Origin of the sequence: Rhizorhapis sp., from assembly GCF_035276005.1 — a bacterium.
GTDB lineage: Bacteria > Pseudomonadota > Alphaproteobacteria > Sphingomonadales > Sphingomonadaceae > Rhizorhapis.
The window spans coordinates 41698-60710 of record NZ_DATEMB010000035.1; the positions used below are offsets into that span (position 1 = coordinate 41698).

Below are 19013 nucleotides of genomic sequence, written 5' to 3' on the forward strand. Positions count from 1 at the left end.
CATGAACCAGCTCGACTTCCCGATTCTTTCCCTGATGCTGGCCATCCCAATGGCCGCGGCCTTTGCGTGTCTCTATGTCGAGGCGCAGGCGGCGCGGATGATCGCGCTGCTGGCGACGCTTGCCAATCTCGTTCTTGGCATTGTCCTATGGATGAGTTTCGACACCGGCGCAGATGCTGCTCAGTGGCAGTTCACCGAATATGCACCGATCTTCGGCCGGTTCTCTTGGGCGATGGGCATAGACGGCATCTCGCTCATGCTGATCATGCTCACCGTATTCCTGATGCCGATCTGCATCGGCGCGAGCTGGAGCAGCATCGAGAAGCGGGTGGGCGAATATATGGCCGCCTTCCTGTTCATGGAAACGCTGATGATCGGCGTCTTCACTGCGCAGGACATCTTCCTCTTCTACATCTTCTTCGAAGCGGGCCTCATCCCGATGTATCTCATCATCGGCATCTGGGGCGGCGCGAACCGGATCTACGCCAGCTATAAATTCTTCCTCTACACGCTGCTCGGTTCGGTTTTGATGCTGATCGCGATGCTGTGGATGGTGCGGGAAGCCGGCACGACCTCCATCCCTGTCCTGCTCGAATATGATTTCCCGGCGGTTGCGCAAAACTGGCTCTGGCTCGCCTTCTTTGCCAGCTTCGCGGTGAAGATGCCGATGTGGCCGGTCCACACCTGGCTGCCCGACGCGCACGTGCAGGCGCCGACCGCAGGCTCGGTGATCTTGGCAGGCGTGCTGCTGAAGATGGGCGGTTATGGCTTCATCCGCTTCTCGCTGCCGATGTTCCCGCAGGCCTCGGCTGACCTGGCTTGGCTGGTGTTCGCGCTCTCGATGGTGGCGGTGGTCTATACCTCGCTTGTGGCGCTGGTGCAGAGCGACATGAAGAAGCTCATCGCCTATAGTTCGGTCGCGCATATGGCGATCGTTACCGCGGGCCTTTTTGCCTTCAACCAGCAGGGCGTCGAAGGCGCGATGATGGTTATGCTCGGCCATGGCCTCGTCTCGGGCGCCCTCTTCCTGTGCGTCGGCGTCATCTATGACCGGCTGCACACGCGGGAGATCGACCGCTATGGCGGCCTTTCGATCAACATGCCCAAATATGCGGTGCTGTTCCTGCTCTTCACCATGGCCTCGGTCGGCCTGCCCGGCACCAGCAATTTCGTGGGCGAGCTGCTTTCGCTGGTCGGCGTCTATGAGGCGTCGAGCTGGGTTGCGTTCATCTGCGGAACCGGCGTTATCCTGGGTGCGGCCTATATGCTCTATCTCTATCGCCGCATCTGTTATGGCGACCAGAAGAATTCTGACGCGGCGGCCATGCCCGATCTTTCCATGCGGGAAATCTGGCTATTGGCTCCCATCGCGGCCGTTGTTCTCTGGATGGGCGTTTATCCCGAATCCTTCCTGGCGCCGATGCGCAAGGACGTGATCACCATCGCCGCCCGAATGGAGCCGGTGAAGCCGGCGGGCGATGCGCATTTGAAAATGGGTGAAGCGAAAGCCGCCGAACCCGCCCACCATGCTGCCGAAGGGGAGGCACATTAATGATCGACGCACTCTCCCTATCGATGGTGATGCCGGAGCTGATCCTGACCGGCGCTGGTCTCATCCTCCTGATCGTGGCCGCCTATGCGGGCGACCGCGCAACGCAGGCGATCAACTGGCTTTCGGTGCTGGCGCTGCTCGGCGCGGGTCTTTCCATGGTCGGCGCGCCGCAGGGTTCCGCTTTCGACGGCCTTTATAGCGCTGATGCCTTTTCATCCTTCGCCAAAGCTTTGATCTATGTGTCGGCGGCTGCCGCTATCCTGATGGCGCCACGTTTTTTTGCGCAAGGGGAAGCATTGCGCGCCGAATATCCGATCCTGATCGTCTTCTCTTCGATCGGTATGGGGATGATGGTTTCGGCCGCGGACCTGTTGACCCTGTATGTCGGCCTCGAACTCACCAGCCTATCCTCCTATGTGCTGGCGAGCTTCATGCGGCGGGATGTGCGCTCGGCCGAGGCTGGCCTTAAATATTTCGTCCTGGGGGCGCTTGCGAGCGGTATCCTGCTCTACGGCATTTCGCTCCTCTATGGCTTTACCGGCACGACGATCTTTGACGGCGTCGCGACGGCCATGCGCGACGGTATTTCCAATGGCGAGCTTTTCGGGCTGGTGTTCGTCCTTGCAGGTCTCAGCTTCAAGATCAGCGCCGTTCCATTCCACATGTGGACGCCCGATGTCTACGAAGGCTCGCCGACGCCGGTCACCGCCTTCTTCGCCAGCGCGCCCAAGGTGGCGGCGCTCGGTCTCACCGTCCGCGTCGCCATCGAAGCCCTGGGCCCCGGCAGCAGCGCTTGGCAGCAGATCATCATCTTCCTGGCGCTTGCCTCCATCGTCCTTGGCGGCGTGGCTGCGATCAACCAGACCAATATCAAGCGGCTTCTGGCCTACAGCTCGATCAACAATATCGGTTTCGCGCTGATCGGTCTTGCCGCCGGAACCAAGGAAGGCGTTGCCGCAGTCCTCAGCTATCTCGCCATTTATGTGGTCATGACGCTAGGCAGCTTCGCTTGCGTGCTGCAGATGCGCGATGCAGACGGCAAACCGGTGGAAGAAATCTCCAGCCTTGCCGGCCTGTCGCAGTCCCGCAAAGGGCTTGCTGCCGCCATCGCCATCTTCATGTTCAGTCTTGCCGGTATCCCGCCGCTCTTCGGCTTCTGGGCGAAATTCCTGGTGTTCGATGCAGCGGTCGGCGCTGGCCTCACCGCTCTTGCCGCCATCGGCATTGCGGCTTCCGTGATCGGCGCATTCTACTATATCAAGATCGTGAAGATCATGTATTTCGATGAGCCAGCTCCCGAATATGCACGCAGCGGCAGCTTTATCGAAAACGGGATCATCACCATATGTGCCGTCATCATCGTGTTTGGTTATCTGCTGAATCCGATGCTCGACAGCGCCACCGCCGCAGCCGCGCAGGCGCTTTTCTAATGCCAAGCCCCCCTCTCCGCCGCGGGAGGGGACTGCCATGACCGCAAACATCCGCACCATCGCTGAAACAGGTTCGACCAACGCCGACCTTATCGAGCTTGCGGGGAAGGGCGTGCCGGAGGGTCTCTGGCTTCGCGCGGAGCGGCAGACCGGTGGGCGTGGCCGCCTCGCGCGTACTTGGGAAAGTCCGCAGGGCAATCTCTATTGCTCCACCATCGTCCGGTTGCGCCCCTATGATCCGTCGCCCGGCACGTTGGCGCTGGTTGCCGCCATTGCTGTCCATGAAGCCGTGGGCCTTTTCCTCGCGCCGGACAAAGTGATTATAAAATGGCCCAATGATCTGCTGGTCGAAGGCGCGAAGCTCTGCGGAATGCTGCTTGAACGAGCGGGCGATGCGATCATCATAGGTATTGGGCTCAACATTGCGCATCATCCTGACTTGCCCGATCGCCCGGCGACCAGCCTGGCCGCGTGCGGCGCAGGAAATATCGGTCCTGGCTATTTTCTCGAGACGCTCGCAGAGATATTCGCGCGCTGGCTGGAGATTTGGCGGGGGCAGGGGCTTGCGCCGATCCGCACCTATTGGCTGAAACATGCCCATCCGCCTGGAACTGGACTGAAAGCCAATTTGCCCGACGGCTCCACGCTTGAAGGCATCTTCGCCGGGCTCGATAATGACGGCGCCCTGATCCTCCGCTTGGCGAACGGGACCAGCCATGCCATTCATGCCGGCGACATTTTTCTGATTTGAGGACCGTCCCAATGCTGCTCGCCGTCGATGCAGGAAACACCAATGTCGTCTTCGCGCTAGTGAAGGACGGTGAAATCTGCGCGCGCTGGCGTATCGCTACTGATCCTCGGCGCACGGCGGACGAATATGCCGTCTGGTTGAACCAACTTCTTTCCATGGAAGGTTACGCCATGCAGGACGTGGGCGACGTCATCATCGCCACGGTCGTCCCGCGGGCGCTCCATAATCTCGAAGTGCTTGCCAGCAAATATTTCAAGGTGAAGCCGCTTATCGCGGGCGATCCCTCCGCGCCCTGGACCATCACATTGGACGTCGAAGAGCCAAGTTCTGTCGGGGCAGATCGCGTTGTGAACGCCATTGCGGCCCACCACAGCTATCCGGGCGATCTCATCATCATCGATTTCGGGACCGCAACCACTTTCGACATAGTCGATTTCAACGGCGTGTATAAGGGCGGGATCATCGCCCCTGGCATCAATCTTTCGCTCGACGCGCTCGTCATGGCGGCCGCCAAGCTGCCGCGTATCGCGATCGAAGCGCCGAGCAGTGGCTCTGTCATCGGCCGCAATACGGAGGAACAGATGCACATCGGTGTGTTCTGGGGCTATGTCGCGATGATGGAAGGGCTGGTTTCGCGGCTGAAGGCGGAAATCGGCCGCCCGGCATGCGTTGTGGCCACGGGCGGCCTTGCCGTCCTGTTCGACGGACATACGAAGATATTCGATGCTGTGGCGTTGGACCTTACGATTCAGGGGCTGACGCTGATGCATGAGCGGAGTTTGAAAAAATAAAATGACAACACCAGGTGATGAACTGCTTTTCCTGGCCCTTGGCGGGTCGGGAGAGATTGGGATGAATGTCAATCTCTATGGGTGTCAGGGCAAGTGGGTCATGGTCGACCTGGGCCTGACCTTTTCCGATCCGGCTTATCCCGGTGTAGAACTGGTGCTGCCGGACCTCAGCTTTATTGAGGAGCGCCGCGACGACCTGCTGGGGATTGTCCTTACGCACGGTCATGAGGACCATATCGGTGCCATCCCCTATCTTGCCGCCGATCTGGACGTGCCGCTCTATGCAACCCCGTTCACCGCAGCGCTTATCCGGGGCAAGTTGGAAGAGGAGGGAATCGTTGATGACATCGAGCTGAATGTCATTGATAATGAAGGGTGTTTCTCCATTGGCCCCTTCGGTTTCCGCTATGTCCCGCTTGCCCATTCCATTCCCGAGGGCAATGCGCTTTTGATCGAAACGCCCTATGGCCGCGTGTTCCATACAGGCGACTGGAAAATTGATGAAAAGCCATTGCTGGGTGTGCCGTCCACGCCGCAGCAATTGACGGCGCTTGGCGATGAAGGGGTGCTGGCGCTCGTCTGCGACAGCACGAATGTCTTCAACCCTGAACCGAGCGGTTCGGAAGGCGATGTGCATGTTGGTTTGCTCGACGTCATTTCAAAGGCAAGGCACCGCGTCCTGGTGACGACCTTTGCGTCGAATGCAGCGAGGCTGCAAACGCTCGGCGAGGTAGCCAAGGAGACCGGACGGACGCTCTGCGTCGCGGGCCGGTCGCTGGACCGCATTATCGCGAATGCAAAGGCTTCAGGTTATCTGAAGGATTTTCCGAAGGTCGTTGATTTCGATCAGGCCATGGAAATGCCCCGCGACAAGGTGATGATCATCGCTACAGGCGGGCAGGGGGAACCGCGCGCCGCCCTGTCCCGCATCGCTGCGGACACTCATCCGATCAAGCTGGACAAGGACGATCTGGTCGTCTTCTCCTCCAAGCAGATACCCGGCAATGAAATTGCAATCGGCAAGATACAGAACGCTTTTGCCGCAAGGGGCGTCGAGATGACCACCGACCGGCAGGCACATGTTCATGTTTCCGGCCATCCCGGACGCCCGGAGTTGCTCGCCATGTATGGCTGGATCAGGCCCCGGATCCTGGTACCAGTGCATGGTGAACTGCGTCACATGGCCGAGCAGGCACAGCTTGGTCTTGATTCAGGCATTCCTGAGGCGGTGTTCCAGAATAATGGCAATCTCGTTCGCCTCGCGCCTGGCAAGGCAGAGATCATCGGCCATGCACTGACGGGCCGCCTGGTCCTGGACGGTGACGTGATCCTGCCGGCAGATGGGGCAACGATGAACGAGCGCCGCAAGATTTCCGTTCACGGCCAGATCAGTGTCGCTGTCGCCATTGATGACGATGGCGACCTTATCGGCCAGCCCGCCATTCGCATGCAGGGCGTGCCTGTCGAAGAGGACAGGGATGCGTTTCTGGTGGAGGCGGCCGAGGCCGCTCAGGATGTGGTGGCCGAAGGCTTGGCCGACACAGAGAAGCTACGCGAGAAAATCCGCCTTGCTGTTCGCCGCACGGCCACGCGTTGGACGGGCAAGAAACCGGTTGTCGATGTCCTACTGATCGCGCAATAGCCCGACCATGCAGTTCACATCCATCCTTGCGATCTATTCCCTTTTCTGGGTTCTGTCGGCCTTTCTGGTGCTGCCCTTCGGGGTTCGCACGCCCGATGAAAGTGGCGAGGACATGGTGCCGGGCCAAGCCCATAGCGCACCCAGCAATTTCCGGCCGGGAAAGGTGTTGATCAGGGCCACCATCCTGTCGGTGGTACTGTTCGGGCTCTATTATACCAATTATGTGAATGGCTGGATTGGGCCGGAGGATCTGAATTTCTTTGGCCGCCCGCCGGAGTAGGGAGGGTGTGCGGCTTATCCTGGAAGCCGTCTCTGCACCAAACCGATCGAGATAAAGGTCATGACCGGCTCATCCTTCTGATTGAACACGGTCATCCGGCTGCGAAAGCTGCCCATTTCCGGCCGGCTGCGGGACGGCGTCTTTTCCAGTATCTCCCTTTCGCACCGAAGCGTGTCGCCAGGGAAGACGGGTTTCAGCCAGCGCAACTCGTCAATGCCGGGCGAGCCAAGCCCCTTATGGTCGTTCTTTTCGAACTGTTCCGCCATCATTGCCATCATCATGGCGCAGGTGTGCCATCCACTGGCCGACAGCCGGCCAAAATGCGTCTGTGCAGCGGCCTCGTCGGAAAGGTGAAAGGGCTGGGGATCGAATTTCGCGGCAAATTCCACCACTTCGTCGCGCGCTACTTCATAGCTGCCAAAGCTGGACTTGGCGCCGACCTCGATGTCTTCAAAATATTCCATGGTCAGACATTAAACCGGAACAGCATGATGTCGCCATCTTGGGTGACGTAATCCTTGCCCTCGGCACGCAATTTACCGGCCTCACGTGCCCCGGCCTCGCCGCCAAGCCGCACATAATCGTCATAGGCGATGGTTTCCGCGCGTATGAACCCGCGTTCGAAATCGCTATGGATCGCGCCAGCGGCCTGGGGTGCCTTCGCGCCCTTGTTCACGGTCCAGGCACGCGCTTCCTTGGGGCCGACGGTGAAGAAAGTGATGAGGTCAAGAAGCTCATAACCAGCGCGGATAATCCGTGACAGGCCAGTTTCCTCCAGGCCCAGGTCCCCAAGAAACTCCGCGCGTTCCTCTGCCGGCATGGTGACGATCTCTGCCTCGATCGCTGCCGAGACAATAACCGCCTTGGCTCCCTCGGCTGCGGCCTTTTCGAACACTTTGGCGCTGTACGCGTTGCCGGTAGCGGCGTTCGCTTCATCCACGTTGCAGACATAAAGGACCGGCTTGGAGGTCAATAGCTGCGCTTGCTGGAACAGCCGTTCCTCCTCCACATCCTTGGGCTGCGTCAGCCGTGCGGGTTTTCCGGCCCTGAGCAGGTCCAGCGCCTGGCCCAGAACGGACGCGCCGGTCTTTGCTTCCTTGTCACCCTGCTGCCCCTTCTTGACGAGATTGGGAACCCGCTTTTCAAGGCTTTCGAGGTCCGCCAGCATCAGCTCGGTCTCGACCGTTTCCGCGTCCGCAATGGGGTCGATCTTGCCCTCGACATGGGTGATGTCGTCATCTTCGAAACAACGGAGCACATGCACAATGGCATCCACTTCGCGGATATTGGCAAGGAATTGATTGCCAAGCCCTTCGCCCTTGGACGCGCCGCGGACGAGGCCGGCAATGTCGACGAAGGCAAGCTGCGTCTCGATGATCTTTGCGCTGCCCCCGATCCTTGCGATCTCGTAGAGCCGGGAGTCCGGCACCGCCACCTGGCCCACATTGGGTTCGATCGTGCAGAAGGGATAATTGGCTGCCTGCGCCGCCTGTGTCTCGGTCAGTGCATTGAACAGCGTCGACTTGCCGACATTGGGAAGTCCCACGATGCCACAACGAAAACCCATGTCATTCCTCCCGCAGCCGTAGCGCCACGTCATTCATGAACCGCGCGTCGTCGCCGCGCGCCAGCCATTCCGCTTCGGCCCCGATTGCGCCCAACATGTCGGACAAGGGGTCCATCTCTGCCTTGGCATAATTGCCAAGCACATAGCCATGAACCCTGGCCTTGTCGCCTGGATGGCCAATGCCGATCCGGACACGCCGAAACGCATTGCCAATATGTGCTTCAGTCGAGCGAAGGCCATTATGCCCCGCCGTGCCGCCGCCCCGCTTCACTTTCACCTTGAAGGGCGCCAGGTCCAGTTCGTCGTGGAAGACCGTCACATCCTCCGGCCCGAGCTTGTAAAAGCGCATCGCCTCGCCGATCGACTGGCCGCTCTTGTTCATGAAGGTGGCGGGCTTCAGCAGCAAAATCTTTTCAGGGCCAAGCCGCCCTTCGGCGGCCCAGCCCTGAAACTGCTTCTTGGCGGCTGTGAAACCATGCATTTCCGCGATGACGTCTGCGGCCATGAACCCGACATTATGCCGGTTGAGCGCATATTGCGCGCCCGGATTGCCCAGACCCACCCAGATTTGCATGCTGCCCGGAGCCCCTGACTGAAGGGAACGGAAGATCAGCCTTCCGCTTCGCCCTCACCCTCGGCCGCAGCTTCGCCCTCAATCTTCTTGAGCGCGGAAGGAGCAACGATGGTGGCGATGGTGAAATCGCGGTCTTCGATTGCCGACTTGGCGCCGGCGGGGAGCTTCACCTGCGCGATGTGGATGCTGTCCCCAACGTCGAGCCCGGTCAGATCGATGACCACGTCGTCAGGAATATTCGCTGCGTCGCAGACCAGATCCAGCTCGTGCCGGACAACGTTGAGAACGCCGCCGCGCTTGATGCCGGGGGACGCTTCTTCGTTCTGGAAAACGACAGGGACTTGCACGGTCACAGCAGCATGCTCGGCGACGCGCATGAAATCGACATGCAGAGGACGGTCGCTAACCGGGTGGAAGGCAACATCCTTCGGCAGGGTGCGGGCAGCCTTGCCGCCGACGTCCACCATGACCACGCTGTTCATGAAGTGGCCGGTGCCAAGCAGCTTGTTCAGCGCCTTTTCTTCCACATGGATCATCTGGGGATCCTGATTGTCGCCATAAATGACGGCGGGTACGCGACCTTCGCGGCGCAGTGCACGGGAGGCTCCCTTGCCAGCCCGATCACGCGCCTCGGCCGACAGCGTAAGCTGTTCGCTCATATGCATGTCTCCAAAAGCTTGATGTTCAACAGACCCGCCACGCCTCCAGGGATGACCATGACGGGATGGGCGCCTTTAGCATTTGTCGCGCAGAATGCAAGAAGGAAGGGGCCGGGGGATGGGCTATTTGACTGGCGTCTCATGGTGCGGCACCCGCTGTGCTGCAATGCCGAGCTTCTGCAGATAGTCCTGCACGCTCTTCGTCCCCGCCAGATGCCCGGCGCCAACGGCGACGAACACGGTGCCGGGCTTCTCCAGCATCGCCTCGATCTGCGCGGCCCAATTGCGATTGCGCTGAAAGAGCAGGGTTTCCGCCAGCTCTGGTGTAGCCTCAAGCGACTCATTCATCTTCTCGGCAAGAGCCTCCGGCTTGCCGGCCGCCCAGCTCTCGACGAGGCTGGTGAAATCCTTTTCCACGTCCGCCATGCCATCCACCGTGGCATTCAGAAAGGCGACTTGCTGCTTTTCCGGCAGGCTGTCGAAATAGCGTAGCTGCTGTTCCGGCGTTTCCAGTGCGCCGATCGACTTGCCATGTGTCCTGGCAGCAGCGGTCAGCACTTTCTCTGCCCCCAACTCATCATCATAGCCGAGCTTGCTCAAGGGGGCGAGTGATAGCGTTATGGCCGCGATCCAGGGCTTCAGCCGCTCAAAGGGCTGCCAGGGAATGCCCGCCTCCGTCATGGCGGCGACATATCTGGCATGGGCCGTTTCGCCCATCTTGTCCTTAAGCGGCTTGCCGCTCGCATCGGCCGCGAGCGTTGCGACCTTCTGCGCCATCTCATTCTGCTCAGGCGTCACGATTTCCAGCACCAGCCGGTCTGCTCTGGCAAAGGCGTCGCCGACCTCGTCATCGAGCCACACCGTGCCGGGCTTCAGCACATGTACGGTGCCGAAGAGATAGATGGTCGTGTCCTCATCCTTCACCGCCCAGAGCGCGGGGTCGGCGCTGGCAAGATCTATGCCGCCCTGGCGCGCCGGGGGATTGGCGCAAGCCGCAAGGCTGAAGGACAGCGCCAGCATGAAGGCAGGCAGGCGAAACAGCATAGGTTCTGGCTCCTTGGAATATGGCACTCTTCTCCATGCCAAACCCGGAACTATCAAGGCGAATCTTGTCGTCTTCTTGACCCGCCGCCCGCCATGCGCCAAAGCGGCGCGCGAAAAAGTCATTTCTGTTGCAGATGCGAAGGCAATAGCGGGTGAATGAGAAGAAAGTCCTGAGCTTCCAGGATCTTATCCTGACCCTCCATGCTTATTGGAGCAAGCAGGGCTGCGTGATTCTCCAACCCTATGACATGCGCGTGGGCGCAGGCACTTTTCATCCTGCCACCACCCTGCGTGCTCTAGGGCCGGAAAAATGGAACTGCGCCTATGTGCAGCCGAGCCGGCGCCCGACCGACGGCCGCTATGGCGAGAATCCCAACCGGCTCCAGCATTATTACCAATATCAGGTGATCATGAAGCCCTCGCCTGCGAACCTGCAGGAGCTTTATCTGGGTTCGCTGGCGGAAATCGGCATTGATCCGCTGCTTCACGACATCCGCTTCGTCGAGGATGATTGGGAAAGCCCGACGCTCGGCGCCTGGGGCCTTGGCTGGGAGGTCTGGTGCGACGGCATGGAGGTGACGCAGTTCACCTATTTCCAGCAGATGGGGGGCTTTGACTGCAAGCCGGTCGCGGGCGAACTTACCTACGGCCTTGAGCGCCTCGCCATGTATATTCAGGGCGTCGACAGCGTTTACGATCTCAAATTCAATGACGACGGCGTCACTTATGGCGACGTTTTCCTTGCCAATGAGCAGGAATTTTCCACGTGGAATTTCGAGGTTGCCGACACCGGCAAGCTCTTCCAATGGTTCCGCGACGCCGAGGCCGAATGCAAGAGCTGTATTGAAAAGGGCTTGCCTCTCCCTGCCTATGACCAAGCGATTGAGGCAAGCCACATCTTCAACCTGCTGCAGGCCCGCGGCGTGATCTCCGTCGCCGAACGCCAAGCCTATATCGGCCGCGTCCGTGACCTCGCCAAAGGAAGCTGTGAGGCATGGATGCAGAAGAACGGGTGGGCGGAATGATGGCCGCAGCAAATCCTCCCCGGAACGGGGAGGGGGACCGGCCGAAGGCTGGTGGAGGGGGCTCCCGGCAGGCGCCACAGCAACTGCACCGCCCCGAAACCTACACCGCCCGCAAACTCCGCCGCGAAATGAGTCTGCCCGAAGTCATTCTCTGGCAACACTTGCGCGGTTCCCAACTGGGCGTAAAATTCCGCCGTCAGCACCCTATCGGCAACTACATCGCCGATTTCTATTGCAGCCCCCTGCGTCTCGTGATCGAGGTCGACGGGCAAGCGCATAATATGGGCAACCGGCCCATGCAGGATGTCTCTCGCGATAATTTTCTGAATGAGAACGGGTATAAAGTGCTTCGAATTGCCGCTTCCGACATTTTGAAGGACGTGAATTCGGTCATCGGCTCGATAGCTGCGATTGCCGGGGACCCCCTCCACCACCAGCCTGCGGCTGGCGGTCCCCCTCCCCGTGCCGGGGAGGAGCCTAAACCATGACCGACTTCCTCCTCGAACTTCTCTCCGAAGAAATCCCCGCCCGCATGCAGGCGAAGGCGTCGGACGACCTTGCCCGCATGTTCACCGAAAAGCTCGCCGAAGCGGGGCTGAAGGCGGAGCGGCTGACGAGCTATGTGACGCCTCGCCGCCTTGCGCTCATTGCCCATGACCTTCCGCTCCAGACCGAAGCGGTGACCGAGGAACGCAAGGGCCCCCGCGCCGACGCGCCCGCTCAGGCGCTGGAAGGCTTCCTCCGCTCCACCGGCCTTACCCGCGACCAGTTGGTCGAGCGCGAGGACAATAAGGGCAACGCGATCCTTTTCGCCGTCATCGAAAAGCCCGGCCGCGCCACGGCGGAAGTCATCGCTGAGATTGTGCCGCAGATTATCCGCGCATTCCCCTGGCCCAAGTCGATGCGCTGGGGCAAATCGAGCCAAAGCACCGAAAGCCTCCGCTGGGTCCGCCCGCTGCAAGGCATCGTTGCGCTGCTGGGCGACGATGTGGTGGAGTTCCGGATAGACGGCATCACGTCCGGCAGCGCCACCGTTGGCCATCGCTTCCATCATCCCGGCCCGATCACCATCGGCAGCGCGCATGATTATGCCGAAAAGCTGCGCCTCTGCCATGTGATAGTGGATCATAAGGAACGTCAGCAACTCATTGAGGAAAAAGCCAAAGCTTCTGCGGAAGCGGCTGGCTTGAAGCTGGTCGAGGACAGAGGGCTGGTTGCGGAAAACGCGGGGCTTACCGAATGGCCGGTTCCGTTGCTTGGGACTTTCGACCCGGCCTTCCTCGAGGTGCCGCCCGAGGTGATCCAACTCACCATGCGCACCAACCAGAAATATTTCGCGGTGCAGGACAGGGAAGGCGGACTCGCTCCCGCGTTCATTTGCACCGCCAACATCGACGCGCATGATGGCGGGCAGGCGATTGTCGCCGGGAACCAGAAGGTGCTCGCGGCGCGGCTCAGCGATGCGCGTTTCTTCTGGGAACAGGACCGGAAGACGAGCCTTGCGGAGCACGCAAAGAAGCTCGACCGCATTGTCTTTCATGAGAAGCTCGGCACGGTAGCCGACAAGGTCGACCGTGTCGCGAAACTGGCAAGATGGCTGGTCGAAGAGGGGATCGTAAAGCCCTCCCCCCTTCAGGGGAGAGGGTTGGGAGAGGGGCCAGCCCCCACCTCCAGCGCTCCATCAAGTTCGCAAGACAGCCCCCTCTCCCCTGAAGGGGAGAGGGAGCGATTGGCCGACCTCGCCGAACAGGCGGCCCGCCTCTGCAAGGCCGACCTCGTCACCGAGATGGTCGGAGAATTCCCTGAACTTCAAGGCCTTATGGGTGGCTATTACGCCCGCGCCGAAGGCCTGCCCGATGAGGTCGCCAACGCCATCCGCGACCATTACAGGCCCGTCGGGCAGGGCGATGAAGTGCCGACCGATCCGGTCACCGTGGCGGTGAGTCTGGCGGATAAGCTGGATACTCTAACCGGCTTCTTTGCAGAAAACATGTTGCCGACAGGATCAAAAGATCCATTTGCTTTAAGGCGTGCGGCAATTGGTGTTATCGCGCTGCTTTTGGAGAAAGCTATCCGCTGCAATTTGCGGGTTACGATCTTGGCGTCCCTGTACCAACATTATGTCCAAAACTATACGGGACAAGCTATTGATATCGTAAGGGATGTATATCGAGGTCTGGAAACTGCTCTTGGGCAGCGCCCTTCAAAGGAAGTCGTTCAGAAGATTCTGGCAGGTCGGTCAGATGAGCTTTCCAACGATCCGATCTTGGCGCGTCATGGAGATGCTTTGAATCAACTTCTAGATTTCTTCGCCGACCGCCTCAAAGTCCAGCAACGCGAGGCTGGCGTCCGCCATGACCTCATCGACGCCGTTTTCGCCCTCGGCGGAGAGGACGACCTCGTTCGCCTGCTCGCACGGGTGAAGGCGCTGCAATCCTTTGTCGCTACGGAAGATGGCGCGAACCTCCTCATCGGGTACCGCCGCGCCGCGAATATCCTGAAAAAGGAACAGTTTGACGGCTCCCCCACAATATCCCTTTCCTATCAACCGGAAAATGAGGAAGCTGCCTTGATCGCGGCGCTTGACGCTGCGGAACCTAGGGCGGCGGATGCAGTTGAGGCGGAGGATTTCGAAGGCGCCATGTCGGCGCTCGCGTTGTTGCGTGCGCCCATCGACGCCTTTTTTGACAAGGTGACGGTGAATGATGCTGATCCGGCAAAACGGACGGCCAGGCTCGGTCTCCTCATGCGCGTTCGTAACGCCGTGCATGAAGTGGCTGATTTTTCGAGGATTGAGGGTTGATGTAATAGGAGCTTCAATCTCCGTTCGCTTCTCGGCAGGCTCGAACCTCCGCTCGAAGCAAACGGGGATTTTTGGCCCATGTCATTGACCCGGCGACGGTGTGAACTTCGGGGGCAATCCCGATCATCAGTGCAGGATGAGAGCAGAATGACCAAATATGTGTACAGGTTCGGCGGCAATGTTTCCGATGGCGGGAACGGCGACAGGAACTTGCTTGGCGGCAAGGGCGCGAACCTGGATGGCATGGCCTCCATCGGTCTGCCGGTGCCCCCGGGCTTCACGATCACGACCGAAATGTGCACGCGCTATTATACCGATGGGGAAACCTATCCCGAGAGCCTCTATGAGGAAGTGAAGCTGGGGATCGCGCATATTGAGGGCATCACTGGCAAGACCTTCGGCAATCCTGCCGATCCGCTGTTGGTCTCCGTCCGCTCGGGCGCGCGCGTTTCCATGCCGGGGATGATGGACACGGTCCTCAATCTCGGCCTCAATGATGAAACCGTTCTCGGCCTTGCCGCTGCCTCGGGCGACGAGCGCTTCGCCTGGGACAGCTACCGCCGCTTCATCCAGATGTATTCCGACGTGGTCCTCGGCCTCGACCATGGCGCATTTGAGGAAGCGCTGGAAATCGCCAAGGAAAATAATGGCTTCGCGCTTGATACTGAGATGGGGGCTGAACATTGGAAGGCGCTGGTCGCCGAGTATAAGGCGATCGTTGCCGACCAATGGGAAAAGCCTTTCCCGCAGGAAGTGAATGACCAGCTCTGGGGCGCGATCAGCGCCGTTTTCGGTAGCTGGCAGTCGGAGCGCGCCAAGGTTTATCGCCGCCTGAACAACATTCCCGGCGAATGGGGCACGGCGGTCAATGTGCAGGCGATGGTGTTCGGCAATATGGGCGACACCTCGGCGACCGGCGTTGCCTTCACCCGCGATCCCGCAACCGGCGAGAATTGCTATTATGGCGAATTCCTCATCAACGCGCAGGGCGAGGATGTGGTGGCGGGTATCCGCACGCCGCAATATCTGACCCGGGAAGCGCGCGAGCGGGCAGGGGCGAAGGCGCTCTCCATGGAAGAAGCGATGCCCGAAACCTATGCCGAACTCGCCAAGGTCTTCCAGATCCTGGAAACCCATTACCGGGACATGCAGGACATCGAGTTCACGGTGCAGCAGGGTAAGCTCTGGATGCTCCAGACCCGTTCGGGCAAGCGCACCGCCAAGGCCGCGCTCAAGATCGCGGTGGACATGGCCAATGAGGACCTCATCACTCAGGAAGAGGCGATCGCCCGCGTTGATCCTGCAGCGCTCGACCAGCTTCTCCACCCGACGCTCGACCCCAACGCCCCGCGCGATGTTCTGACCAAGGGTCTGCCGGCGTCTCCGGGAGCTGCCAGCGGCATCATCGTCTTTGACGCCGACGCCGCCGAACGCCGGGCCGAACTGGGCGAGGCGGTCATCCTCGTCCGCATCGAGACGAGCCCCGAGGATATTCACGGCATGCATGCGGCCAAGGGCATCCTGACCGCTCGTGGCGGCATGACGTCACATGCCGCCGTGGTGGCGCGCGGCATGGGCCGCCCCTGCGTTTCTGGCGCTGGCAGCCTCTCCATCGATGCACGTAGCGGCGTCCTCAATGTCGGCGGCCGCAAGCTGGTGGAGGGTGACACCATCACCATCGACGGTACGACGGGTGAGGTCATGGCGGGCGAAGTGCCGACAGTTCAGCCGGAGCTGGCCGGAGACTTCGGCAAGCTTATGGAATGGGCCGACAAGGTCCGCCGTCTGAAGGTGCGCGCGAACGCCGAAACCCCGCTCGACTGCCGCACGGCGCGGGAGTTCGGGGCGGAAGGCGTCGGCCTTTGCCGTACCGAGCATATGTTCTTCGACGCCGCCCGCATCACCGCCGTCCGCCAGATGATCCTGGCCGACACCGAAAAGGGCAGGCGGGAGGCGCTTGCCAAGCTGCTCCCCGAACAGCGCAGCGACTTCACCGAAATCTTCCGCGTGATGGCTGGCCTGCCGGTCACCATCCGCCTGCTCGACCCGCCGCTTCATGAATTCCTCCCCCATGGCGAGACGGAGTTCGCGGAAGTTGCCGAGGCAGCCGGAGTGGGCGTTGAAGCGCTCAAGCGCCGTGCGGCCGAACTGCATGAGTTCAATCCCATGCTCGGCCATCGCGGTTGCCGCCTCGGCGTCACCTACCCGGAAATCTACGAAATGCAGGCCCGCGCCATTTTCGAGGCGGCGATCGATGTCGCCATCGAATCGGGTGAGGCGCCCATTCCAGAGGTCATGATTCCGCTCGTCGCCACGCGCAAGGAACTGGAACTGATGAAGGATGTCGTGGACCGGGCCGCTGAAGCCGTGTTCGCGGAAAAGGGACGGAAGGTCGAATATCTCGTCGGCACGATGATCGAGCTCCCCCGGGCCGCTCTGAAGGCGGGCGAAATTGCCGAAGTGGGCGAATTTTTCTCCTTCGGCACCAATGACCTTACCCAGACCACCATCGGCATCAGCCGTGACGATGCCGGGCGGTTCCTGACGCAATATGTCGACAAGGGCATTTTCCCGCGCGACCCGTTCGTCAGCCTGGACATTGAAGGCGTGGGGCAGCTCATTGAACTTGCTGCGGAGCGGGGCAGGGCCACGCGCAGCGGTATCAAGCTGGGCATTTGCGGGGAGCATGGGGGCGATCCGGCCTCTATCGCCTTCTGCGAAGCGACAGGCCTCGACTATGTCTCCGCCTCTCCCTACCGCGTTCCGATTGCCCGTCTTGCGGCAGCGCAGGCGGCGCTCAAGGCACGGGGATAAAATTTCCTGAAGAACCGCAAAAAGGGGGTTGCCAGAACCGGCGCCCCCGCCTATCTGCGGCACTCCCAAGCGCCCGTAGCTCAGCTGGATAGAGCATCAGACTACGAATCTGAGGGTCGGACGTTCGAATCGTTCCGGGCGCGCCATTTTCCTCCAGACATGGATAAAAGCAGTCGCAGCACAGATTGGCGTGCTGCTGCCATGTCATCCTTGCACCAGTTTGATCTCGATCAATGACGGCTGCTCGAAGCCACTGAAAACTCCCGGCCTTGGGAAGAGTGCTGGGAAGGGCTATGTACAGGATCAGATTCAAGGACTGCGGCACAACAACGGTCTGCGCCGCATCGCATCAGGAGGCTATCGCGGTGGCAAAGGGATTGCTTCGCCGGGGCAGGCAAGATGTAGTCATCACCGAACCGACCGGCGCCAGGATTTTCCTGGATCAGCGCGTGAGCCGCACCGCCTGAAAATCAGACGGAATCAAAACGCGTCCCTCGAACCTTTCACCAGAATAGCTGGCTCACAGGTCGGGGGACGCGCTCTACCTTGTCCTGGACATTCCGGATTTGTGAATCCGGCTCCCTCTCTCCGGTCATTCCCGGTGAGGGGTCCCTGGCAAGACTGAATCTGTATAGCACGGCTGCTCGAGTCGTACAAAAATCTCCCTTTGAGTACGCCCAAATTGCCATTTTCCAGATAGTCAGAGCCCTGCAGTGCTTCCTGTGCTATGCTTGCCGCCTCTCCGTCACTGGCCGAGGGAGTTTCAGATGCAAGAGCATATCTTCAAAGTCACCGAGATCGTCGGGACCTCATCCGAAAGTATTGATGATGCGGTCCGCAGGGCCATGGAACGCGCCAGCCGTTCGCTACGAAACCTTGGATGGTTTGAGATTGTGAAGACAACCGGCCATGTGAAGGAGGGCCGGGTTGAGCAGTTCCAGGTCACATTGAAGGTCGGCTTCACATTGGAAGAATAGACGCCTTTGTGTCCGCCATGCCTGCAACGAAAAGGGGCCGGAAATCGGCCCCTTCCCAGTTGTCTTTATTGTCAGCGTTGCTGGTCAGAACCGGGCTTACGGTCTTGTTGGCGCTTTTCCTGGCCCATTTGACCTTGCCGGTTTTCCTGCTGCTGTTGCTTGCGGCGGGTATCCTGATCGCGTTGCGACCGATCGCCGCCTTGCTTGTTTGCCATCGTGGCATCCTCCTTTGCCCCGGAATTGGGACAAGAGTTCAACCACCATTCCGACGATCAGGTTCCGAAATCCAGCGCTCGCTCTTGCGCTTTTTGCGGGGGCACCGATATGTCAGGCGCGCTTTCCAATGGCTTTTCAGGAGCCTGGTTCATGACTGTCATCGTCCATCATCTCGAAAATAGCCGATCCCAGCGCATATTGTGGCTGCTGGAGGAATTGGACATGCCTTACCGGGTTCAGCGCTATGAACGTGATCCCGATACGATGCGGGCGCCCTCATCCCTGCGCGAAGTGCATCCGCTGGGCCGTTCGCCGGTCATAGAGGATGGTTCGCACATCATCACCGAAACGGGAGCCATAGTGGAATATCTGGTGGAGAAGGCGGACGGAAAGCTGGGGCCTCCTCCTCACAGGGAAACCATACTTCGATACCGCCAATTCCTGCATTATGCCGAAGGCTCTATGATGCCGCCGCTGATGGCGCTGCTGGTGGTCGGGCGTTTGGGGCTGCTCGGCAGGCCAGCCAAGAAGACGGTCCAGGGAATGCTGGACGAACATCTGGACTGGCTGGAATCAGAGTTGGTCGAAAGGCCCTATTTCGCTGGCGACCAGTTCACGGCCGCCGATATTGTAATGAGCTTTCCGCTCGAACTGAGCCGCAGCCGCGCTGGCCTTGACCGCACCCGGCCCAGGCTGATCGATTGGCTGGACCGCATGCATGCTCGCCCGGCTTACCGTACCGCGCTGAAGGCTGGCGGGCCTTATGCTTATGCGTGACCAGTGCTTTGCGGAGGCGCAAAGCGATGCTTGTCCATTTGAACTTGCGCTTTGGTGCGGCAGCAAGACAGGCGCAACAAGCACGCTGAACCGTAATGCTTGTGCGACGGG

Annotated in this window: 19 protein-coding genes and 1 tRNA gene; 14 read left to right on the plus strand and 6 right to left on the minus strand. The window is 60.2% G+C overall.

What is annotated here, in order from left to right:
- Nucleotide 1: 1 nt before the first annotated feature.
- The 6 genes from VJS46_RS08260 to VJS46_RS08285 are packed head-to-tail and all read left to right on the plus strand — an operon-like array spanning nt 2 to nt 6446.
- On the plus strand, nt 2–1552 hold the full coding sequence (locus VJS46_RS08260; protein ID WP_324059391.1) for an NADH-quinone oxidoreductase subunit M: 1551 nt from the start codon (nt 2–4) through the stop codon (nt 1550–1552).
- Nucleotides 1552–2982: an NADH-quinone oxidoreductase subunit NuoN gene (gene nuoN, locus VJS46_RS08265; RefSeq protein WP_324059393.1), complete on the plus strand. Its 1431-nt coding sequence runs from the start codon at nt 1552–1554 to the stop codon at nt 2980–2982. Before VJS46_RS08260 ends, nuoN begins: the two co-directional genes overlap by 1 nt.
- Before the next feature lie 37 nt (nt 2983–3019).
- Nucleotides 3020–3733, plus strand: coding sequence for a biotin--[acetyl-CoA-carboxylase] ligase (locus VJS46_RS08270; protein WP_324059395.1), 714 nt, complete (start codon nt 3020–3022; stop codon nt 3731–3733).
- Between the two features lie 11 nt (nt 3734–3744).
- On the plus strand, nt 3745–4524 hold the full coding sequence (locus tag VJS46_RS08275) for a type III pantothenate kinase (protein ID WP_324059397.1): 780 nt from the start codon (nt 3745–3747) through the stop codon (nt 4522–4524).
- A gap of 1 nt (nt 4525) precedes the next feature.
- Entirely contained in the window at nt 4526–6166 is a 1641-nt protein-coding gene (locus tag VJS46_RS08280) for a ribonuclease J (RefSeq protein WP_324059399.1), read from the plus strand.
- Between the two features lie 7 nt (nt 6167–6173).
- The gene (locus VJS46_RS08285) at nt 6174–6446 is read left to right on the plus strand and encodes a DUF1467 family protein (protein ID WP_324059401.1); all 273 of its coding nucleotides are present in this window, start codon (nt 6174–6176) and stop codon (nt 6444–6446) included.
- Nucleotides 6447–6460: 14 nt separating this feature from the next.
- Here the strand turns inward: VJS46_RS08285 and VJS46_RS08290 are convergent, their stop codons facing one another.
- The 5 genes from VJS46_RS08290 to VJS46_RS08310 form a co-directional block, all read right to left on the minus strand.
- A complete protein-coding gene (locus tag VJS46_RS08290) occupies nt 6461–6910 on the minus strand; it encodes a MaoC family dehydratase (RefSeq protein ID WP_324059402.1) in 450 nt (149 codons plus the stop codon).
- 2 nt (nt 6911–6912) lie between these two features.
- On the minus strand, nt 6913–8013 hold the full coding sequence (gene ychF / locus VJS46_RS08295) for a redox-regulated ATPase YchF (RefSeq protein ID WP_324059404.1): 1101 nt from the start codon (nt 8011–8013) through the stop codon (nt 6913–6915).
- Between the two features lies 1 nt (nt 8014).
- Nucleotides 8015–8587, minus strand: coding sequence for an aminoacyl-tRNA hydrolase (gene pth, locus VJS46_RS08300; RefSeq protein WP_324059406.1), 573 nt, complete (start codon nt 8585–8587; stop codon nt 8015–8017).
- Nucleotides 8588–8622: 35 nt separating this feature from the next.
- Nucleotides 8623–9246: a 50S ribosomal protein L25/general stress protein Ctc gene (locus VJS46_RS08305; protein ID WP_324059408.1), complete on the minus strand. Its 624-nt coding sequence runs from the start codon at nt 9244–9246 to the stop codon at nt 8623–8625.
- A 123-nt stretch (nt 9247–9369) separates the two neighbouring features.
- The gene (locus VJS46_RS08310; RefSeq protein WP_324059410.1) at nt 9370–10290 is read right to left on the minus strand and encodes a TraB/GumN family protein; all 921 of its coding nucleotides are present in this window, start codon (nt 10288–10290) and stop codon (nt 9370–9372) included.
- 152 nt (nt 10291–10442) lie between these two features.
- On the opposite strand from VJS46_RS08310, the gene VJS46_RS08315 reads away from it, so the two are divergent.
- The 7 genes from VJS46_RS08315 (at nt 10443) to VJS46_RS08345 (ending at nt 17909) form a co-directional block, all read left to right on the plus strand.
- Nucleotides 10443–11315 carry a glycine--tRNA ligase subunit alpha gene (locus tag VJS46_RS08315; RefSeq protein WP_324059412.1) on the plus strand — a complete coding sequence of 291 codons (873 nt, stop codon included), beginning with the start codon at nt 10443–10445 and terminating at the stop codon, nt 11313–11315.
- Nucleotides 11285–11803: an endonuclease domain-containing protein gene (locus tag VJS46_RS08320; protein ID WP_324059414.1), complete on the plus strand. Its 519-nt coding sequence runs from the start codon at nt 11285–11287 to the stop codon at nt 11801–11803. Before VJS46_RS08315 ends, VJS46_RS08320 begins: the two co-directional genes overlap by 31 nt.
- Nucleotides 11800–14118: a glycine--tRNA ligase subunit beta gene (gene glyS, locus VJS46_RS08325; RefSeq protein WP_324059416.1), complete on the plus strand. Its 2319-nt coding sequence runs from the start codon at nt 11800–11802 to the stop codon at nt 14116–14118. The genes VJS46_RS08320 and glyS overlap by 4 nt, the downstream gene beginning before the upstream one ends.
- A 147-nt stretch (nt 14119–14265) precedes the next feature.
- The gene (ppdK, locus tag VJS46_RS08330; protein WP_324059418.1) at nt 14266–16932 is read left to right on the plus strand and encodes a pyruvate, phosphate dikinase; all 2667 of its coding nucleotides are present in this window, start codon (nt 14266–14268) and stop codon (nt 16930–16932) included.
- A gap of 69 nt (nt 16933–17001) precedes the next feature.
- Nucleotides 17002–17078 (plus strand) — tRNA-Arg (locus VJS46_RS08335).
- A 147-nt stretch (nt 17079–17225) separates the two neighbouring features.
- A complete protein-coding gene (locus VJS46_RS08340; RefSeq protein ID WP_324059421.1) occupies nt 17226–17399 on the plus strand; it encodes a hypothetical protein in 174 nt (57 codons plus the stop codon).
- 300 nt (nt 17400–17699) lie between these two features.
- Nucleotides 17700–17909: a dodecin gene (locus VJS46_RS08345; RefSeq protein WP_324059423.1), complete on the plus strand. Its 210-nt coding sequence runs from the start codon at nt 17700–17702 to the stop codon at nt 17907–17909.
- Nucleotides 17910–17980: 71 nt separating this feature from the next.
- Here the strand turns inward: VJS46_RS08345 and VJS46_RS08350 are convergent, their stop codons facing one another.
- Nucleotides 17981–18124 (minus strand): hypothetical protein, encoded by a 144-nt coding sequence (locus VJS46_RS08350; RefSeq protein WP_324059425.1) that lies wholly within the window; start codon nt 18122–18124, stop codon nt 17981–17983.
- Between the two features lie 151 nt (nt 18125–18275).
- Here VJS46_RS08350 and VJS46_RS08355 point away from each other — a divergent pair, with 151 nt between their 5' ends.
- Nucleotides 18276–18902 carry a glutathione S-transferase family protein gene (locus VJS46_RS08355; RefSeq protein WP_324059426.1) on the plus strand — a complete coding sequence of 209 codons (627 nt, stop codon included), beginning with the start codon at nt 18276–18278 and terminating at the stop codon, nt 18900–18902.
- The last annotated feature ends 111 nt before the right edge of the window (nt 18903–19013 follow it).

Bases quoted from the DNA above. Each gene is read 5' to 3' on its own strand.
- VJS46_RS08260 (WP_324059391.1), top strand. From the start codon at position 2: ATGAACCAGCTCGACTTCCCGATTCTTTCCCTGATGCTGGCCATCCCA.
- nuoN (WP_324059393.1), top strand. From the start codon at position 1,552: ATGATCGACGCACTCTCCCTATCGATGGTGATGCCGGAGCTGATCCTG.
- VJS46_RS08270 (WP_324059395.1), top strand. From the start codon at position 3,020: ATGACCGCAAACATCCGCACCATCGCTGAAACAGGTTCGACCAACGCC.
- VJS46_RS08275 (WP_324059397.1), top strand. From the start codon at position 3,745: ATGCTGCTCGCCGTCGATGCAGGAAACACCAATGTCGTCTTCGCGCTA.
- VJS46_RS08280 (WP_324059399.1), top strand. From the start codon at position 4,526: ATGACAACACCAGGTGATGAACTGCTTTTCCTGGCCCTTGGCGGGTCG.
- VJS46_RS08285 (WP_324059401.1), top strand. From the start codon at position 6,174: ATGCAGTTCACATCCATCCTTGCGATCTATTCCCTTTTCTGGGTTCTG.
- VJS46_RS08290 (WP_324059402.1), bottom strand. From the start codon at position 6,910: ATGGAATATTTTGAAGACATCGAGGTCGGCGCCAAGTCCAGCTTTGGC.
- ychF (WP_324059404.1), bottom strand. From the start codon at position 8,013: ATGGGTTTTCGTTGTGGCATCGTGGGACTTCCCAATGTCGGCAAGTCG.
- pth (WP_324059406.1), bottom strand. From the start codon at position 8,587: ATGCAAATCTGGGTGGGTCTGGGCAATCCGGGCGCGCAATATGCGCTC.
- VJS46_RS08305 (WP_324059408.1), bottom strand. From the start codon at position 9,246: ATGAGCGAACAGCTTACGCTGTCGGCCGAGGCGCGTGATCGGGCTGGC.
- VJS46_RS08310 (WP_324059410.1), bottom strand. From the start codon at position 10,290: ATGCTGTTTCGCCTGCCTGCCTTCATGCTGGCGCTGTCCTTCAGCCTT.
- VJS46_RS08320 (WP_324059414.1), top strand. From the start codon at position 11,285: ATGGATGCAGAAGAACGGGTGGGCGGAATGATGGCCGCAGCAAATCCT.
- glyS (WP_324059416.1), top strand. From the start codon at position 11,800: ATGACCGACTTCCTCCTCGAACTTCTCTCCGAAGAAATCCCCGCCCGC.
- ppdK (WP_324059418.1), top strand. From the start codon at position 14,266: ATGACCAAATATGTGTACAGGTTCGGCGGCAATGTTTCCGATGGCGGG.
- VJS46_RS08340 (WP_324059421.1), top strand. From the start codon at position 17,226: ATGTACAGGATCAGATTCAAGGACTGCGGCACAACAACGGTCTGCGCC.
- VJS46_RS08345 (WP_324059423.1), top strand. From the start codon at position 17,700: ATGCAAGAGCATATCTTCAAAGTCACCGAGATCGTCGGGACCTCATCC.
- VJS46_RS08350 (WP_324059425.1), bottom strand. From the start codon at position 18,124: ATGGCAAACAAGCAAGGCGGCGATCGGTCGCAACGCGATCAGGATACC.
- VJS46_RS08355 (WP_324059426.1), top strand. From the start codon at position 18,276: ATGACTGTCATCGTCCATCATCTCGAAAATAGCCGATCCCAGCGCATA.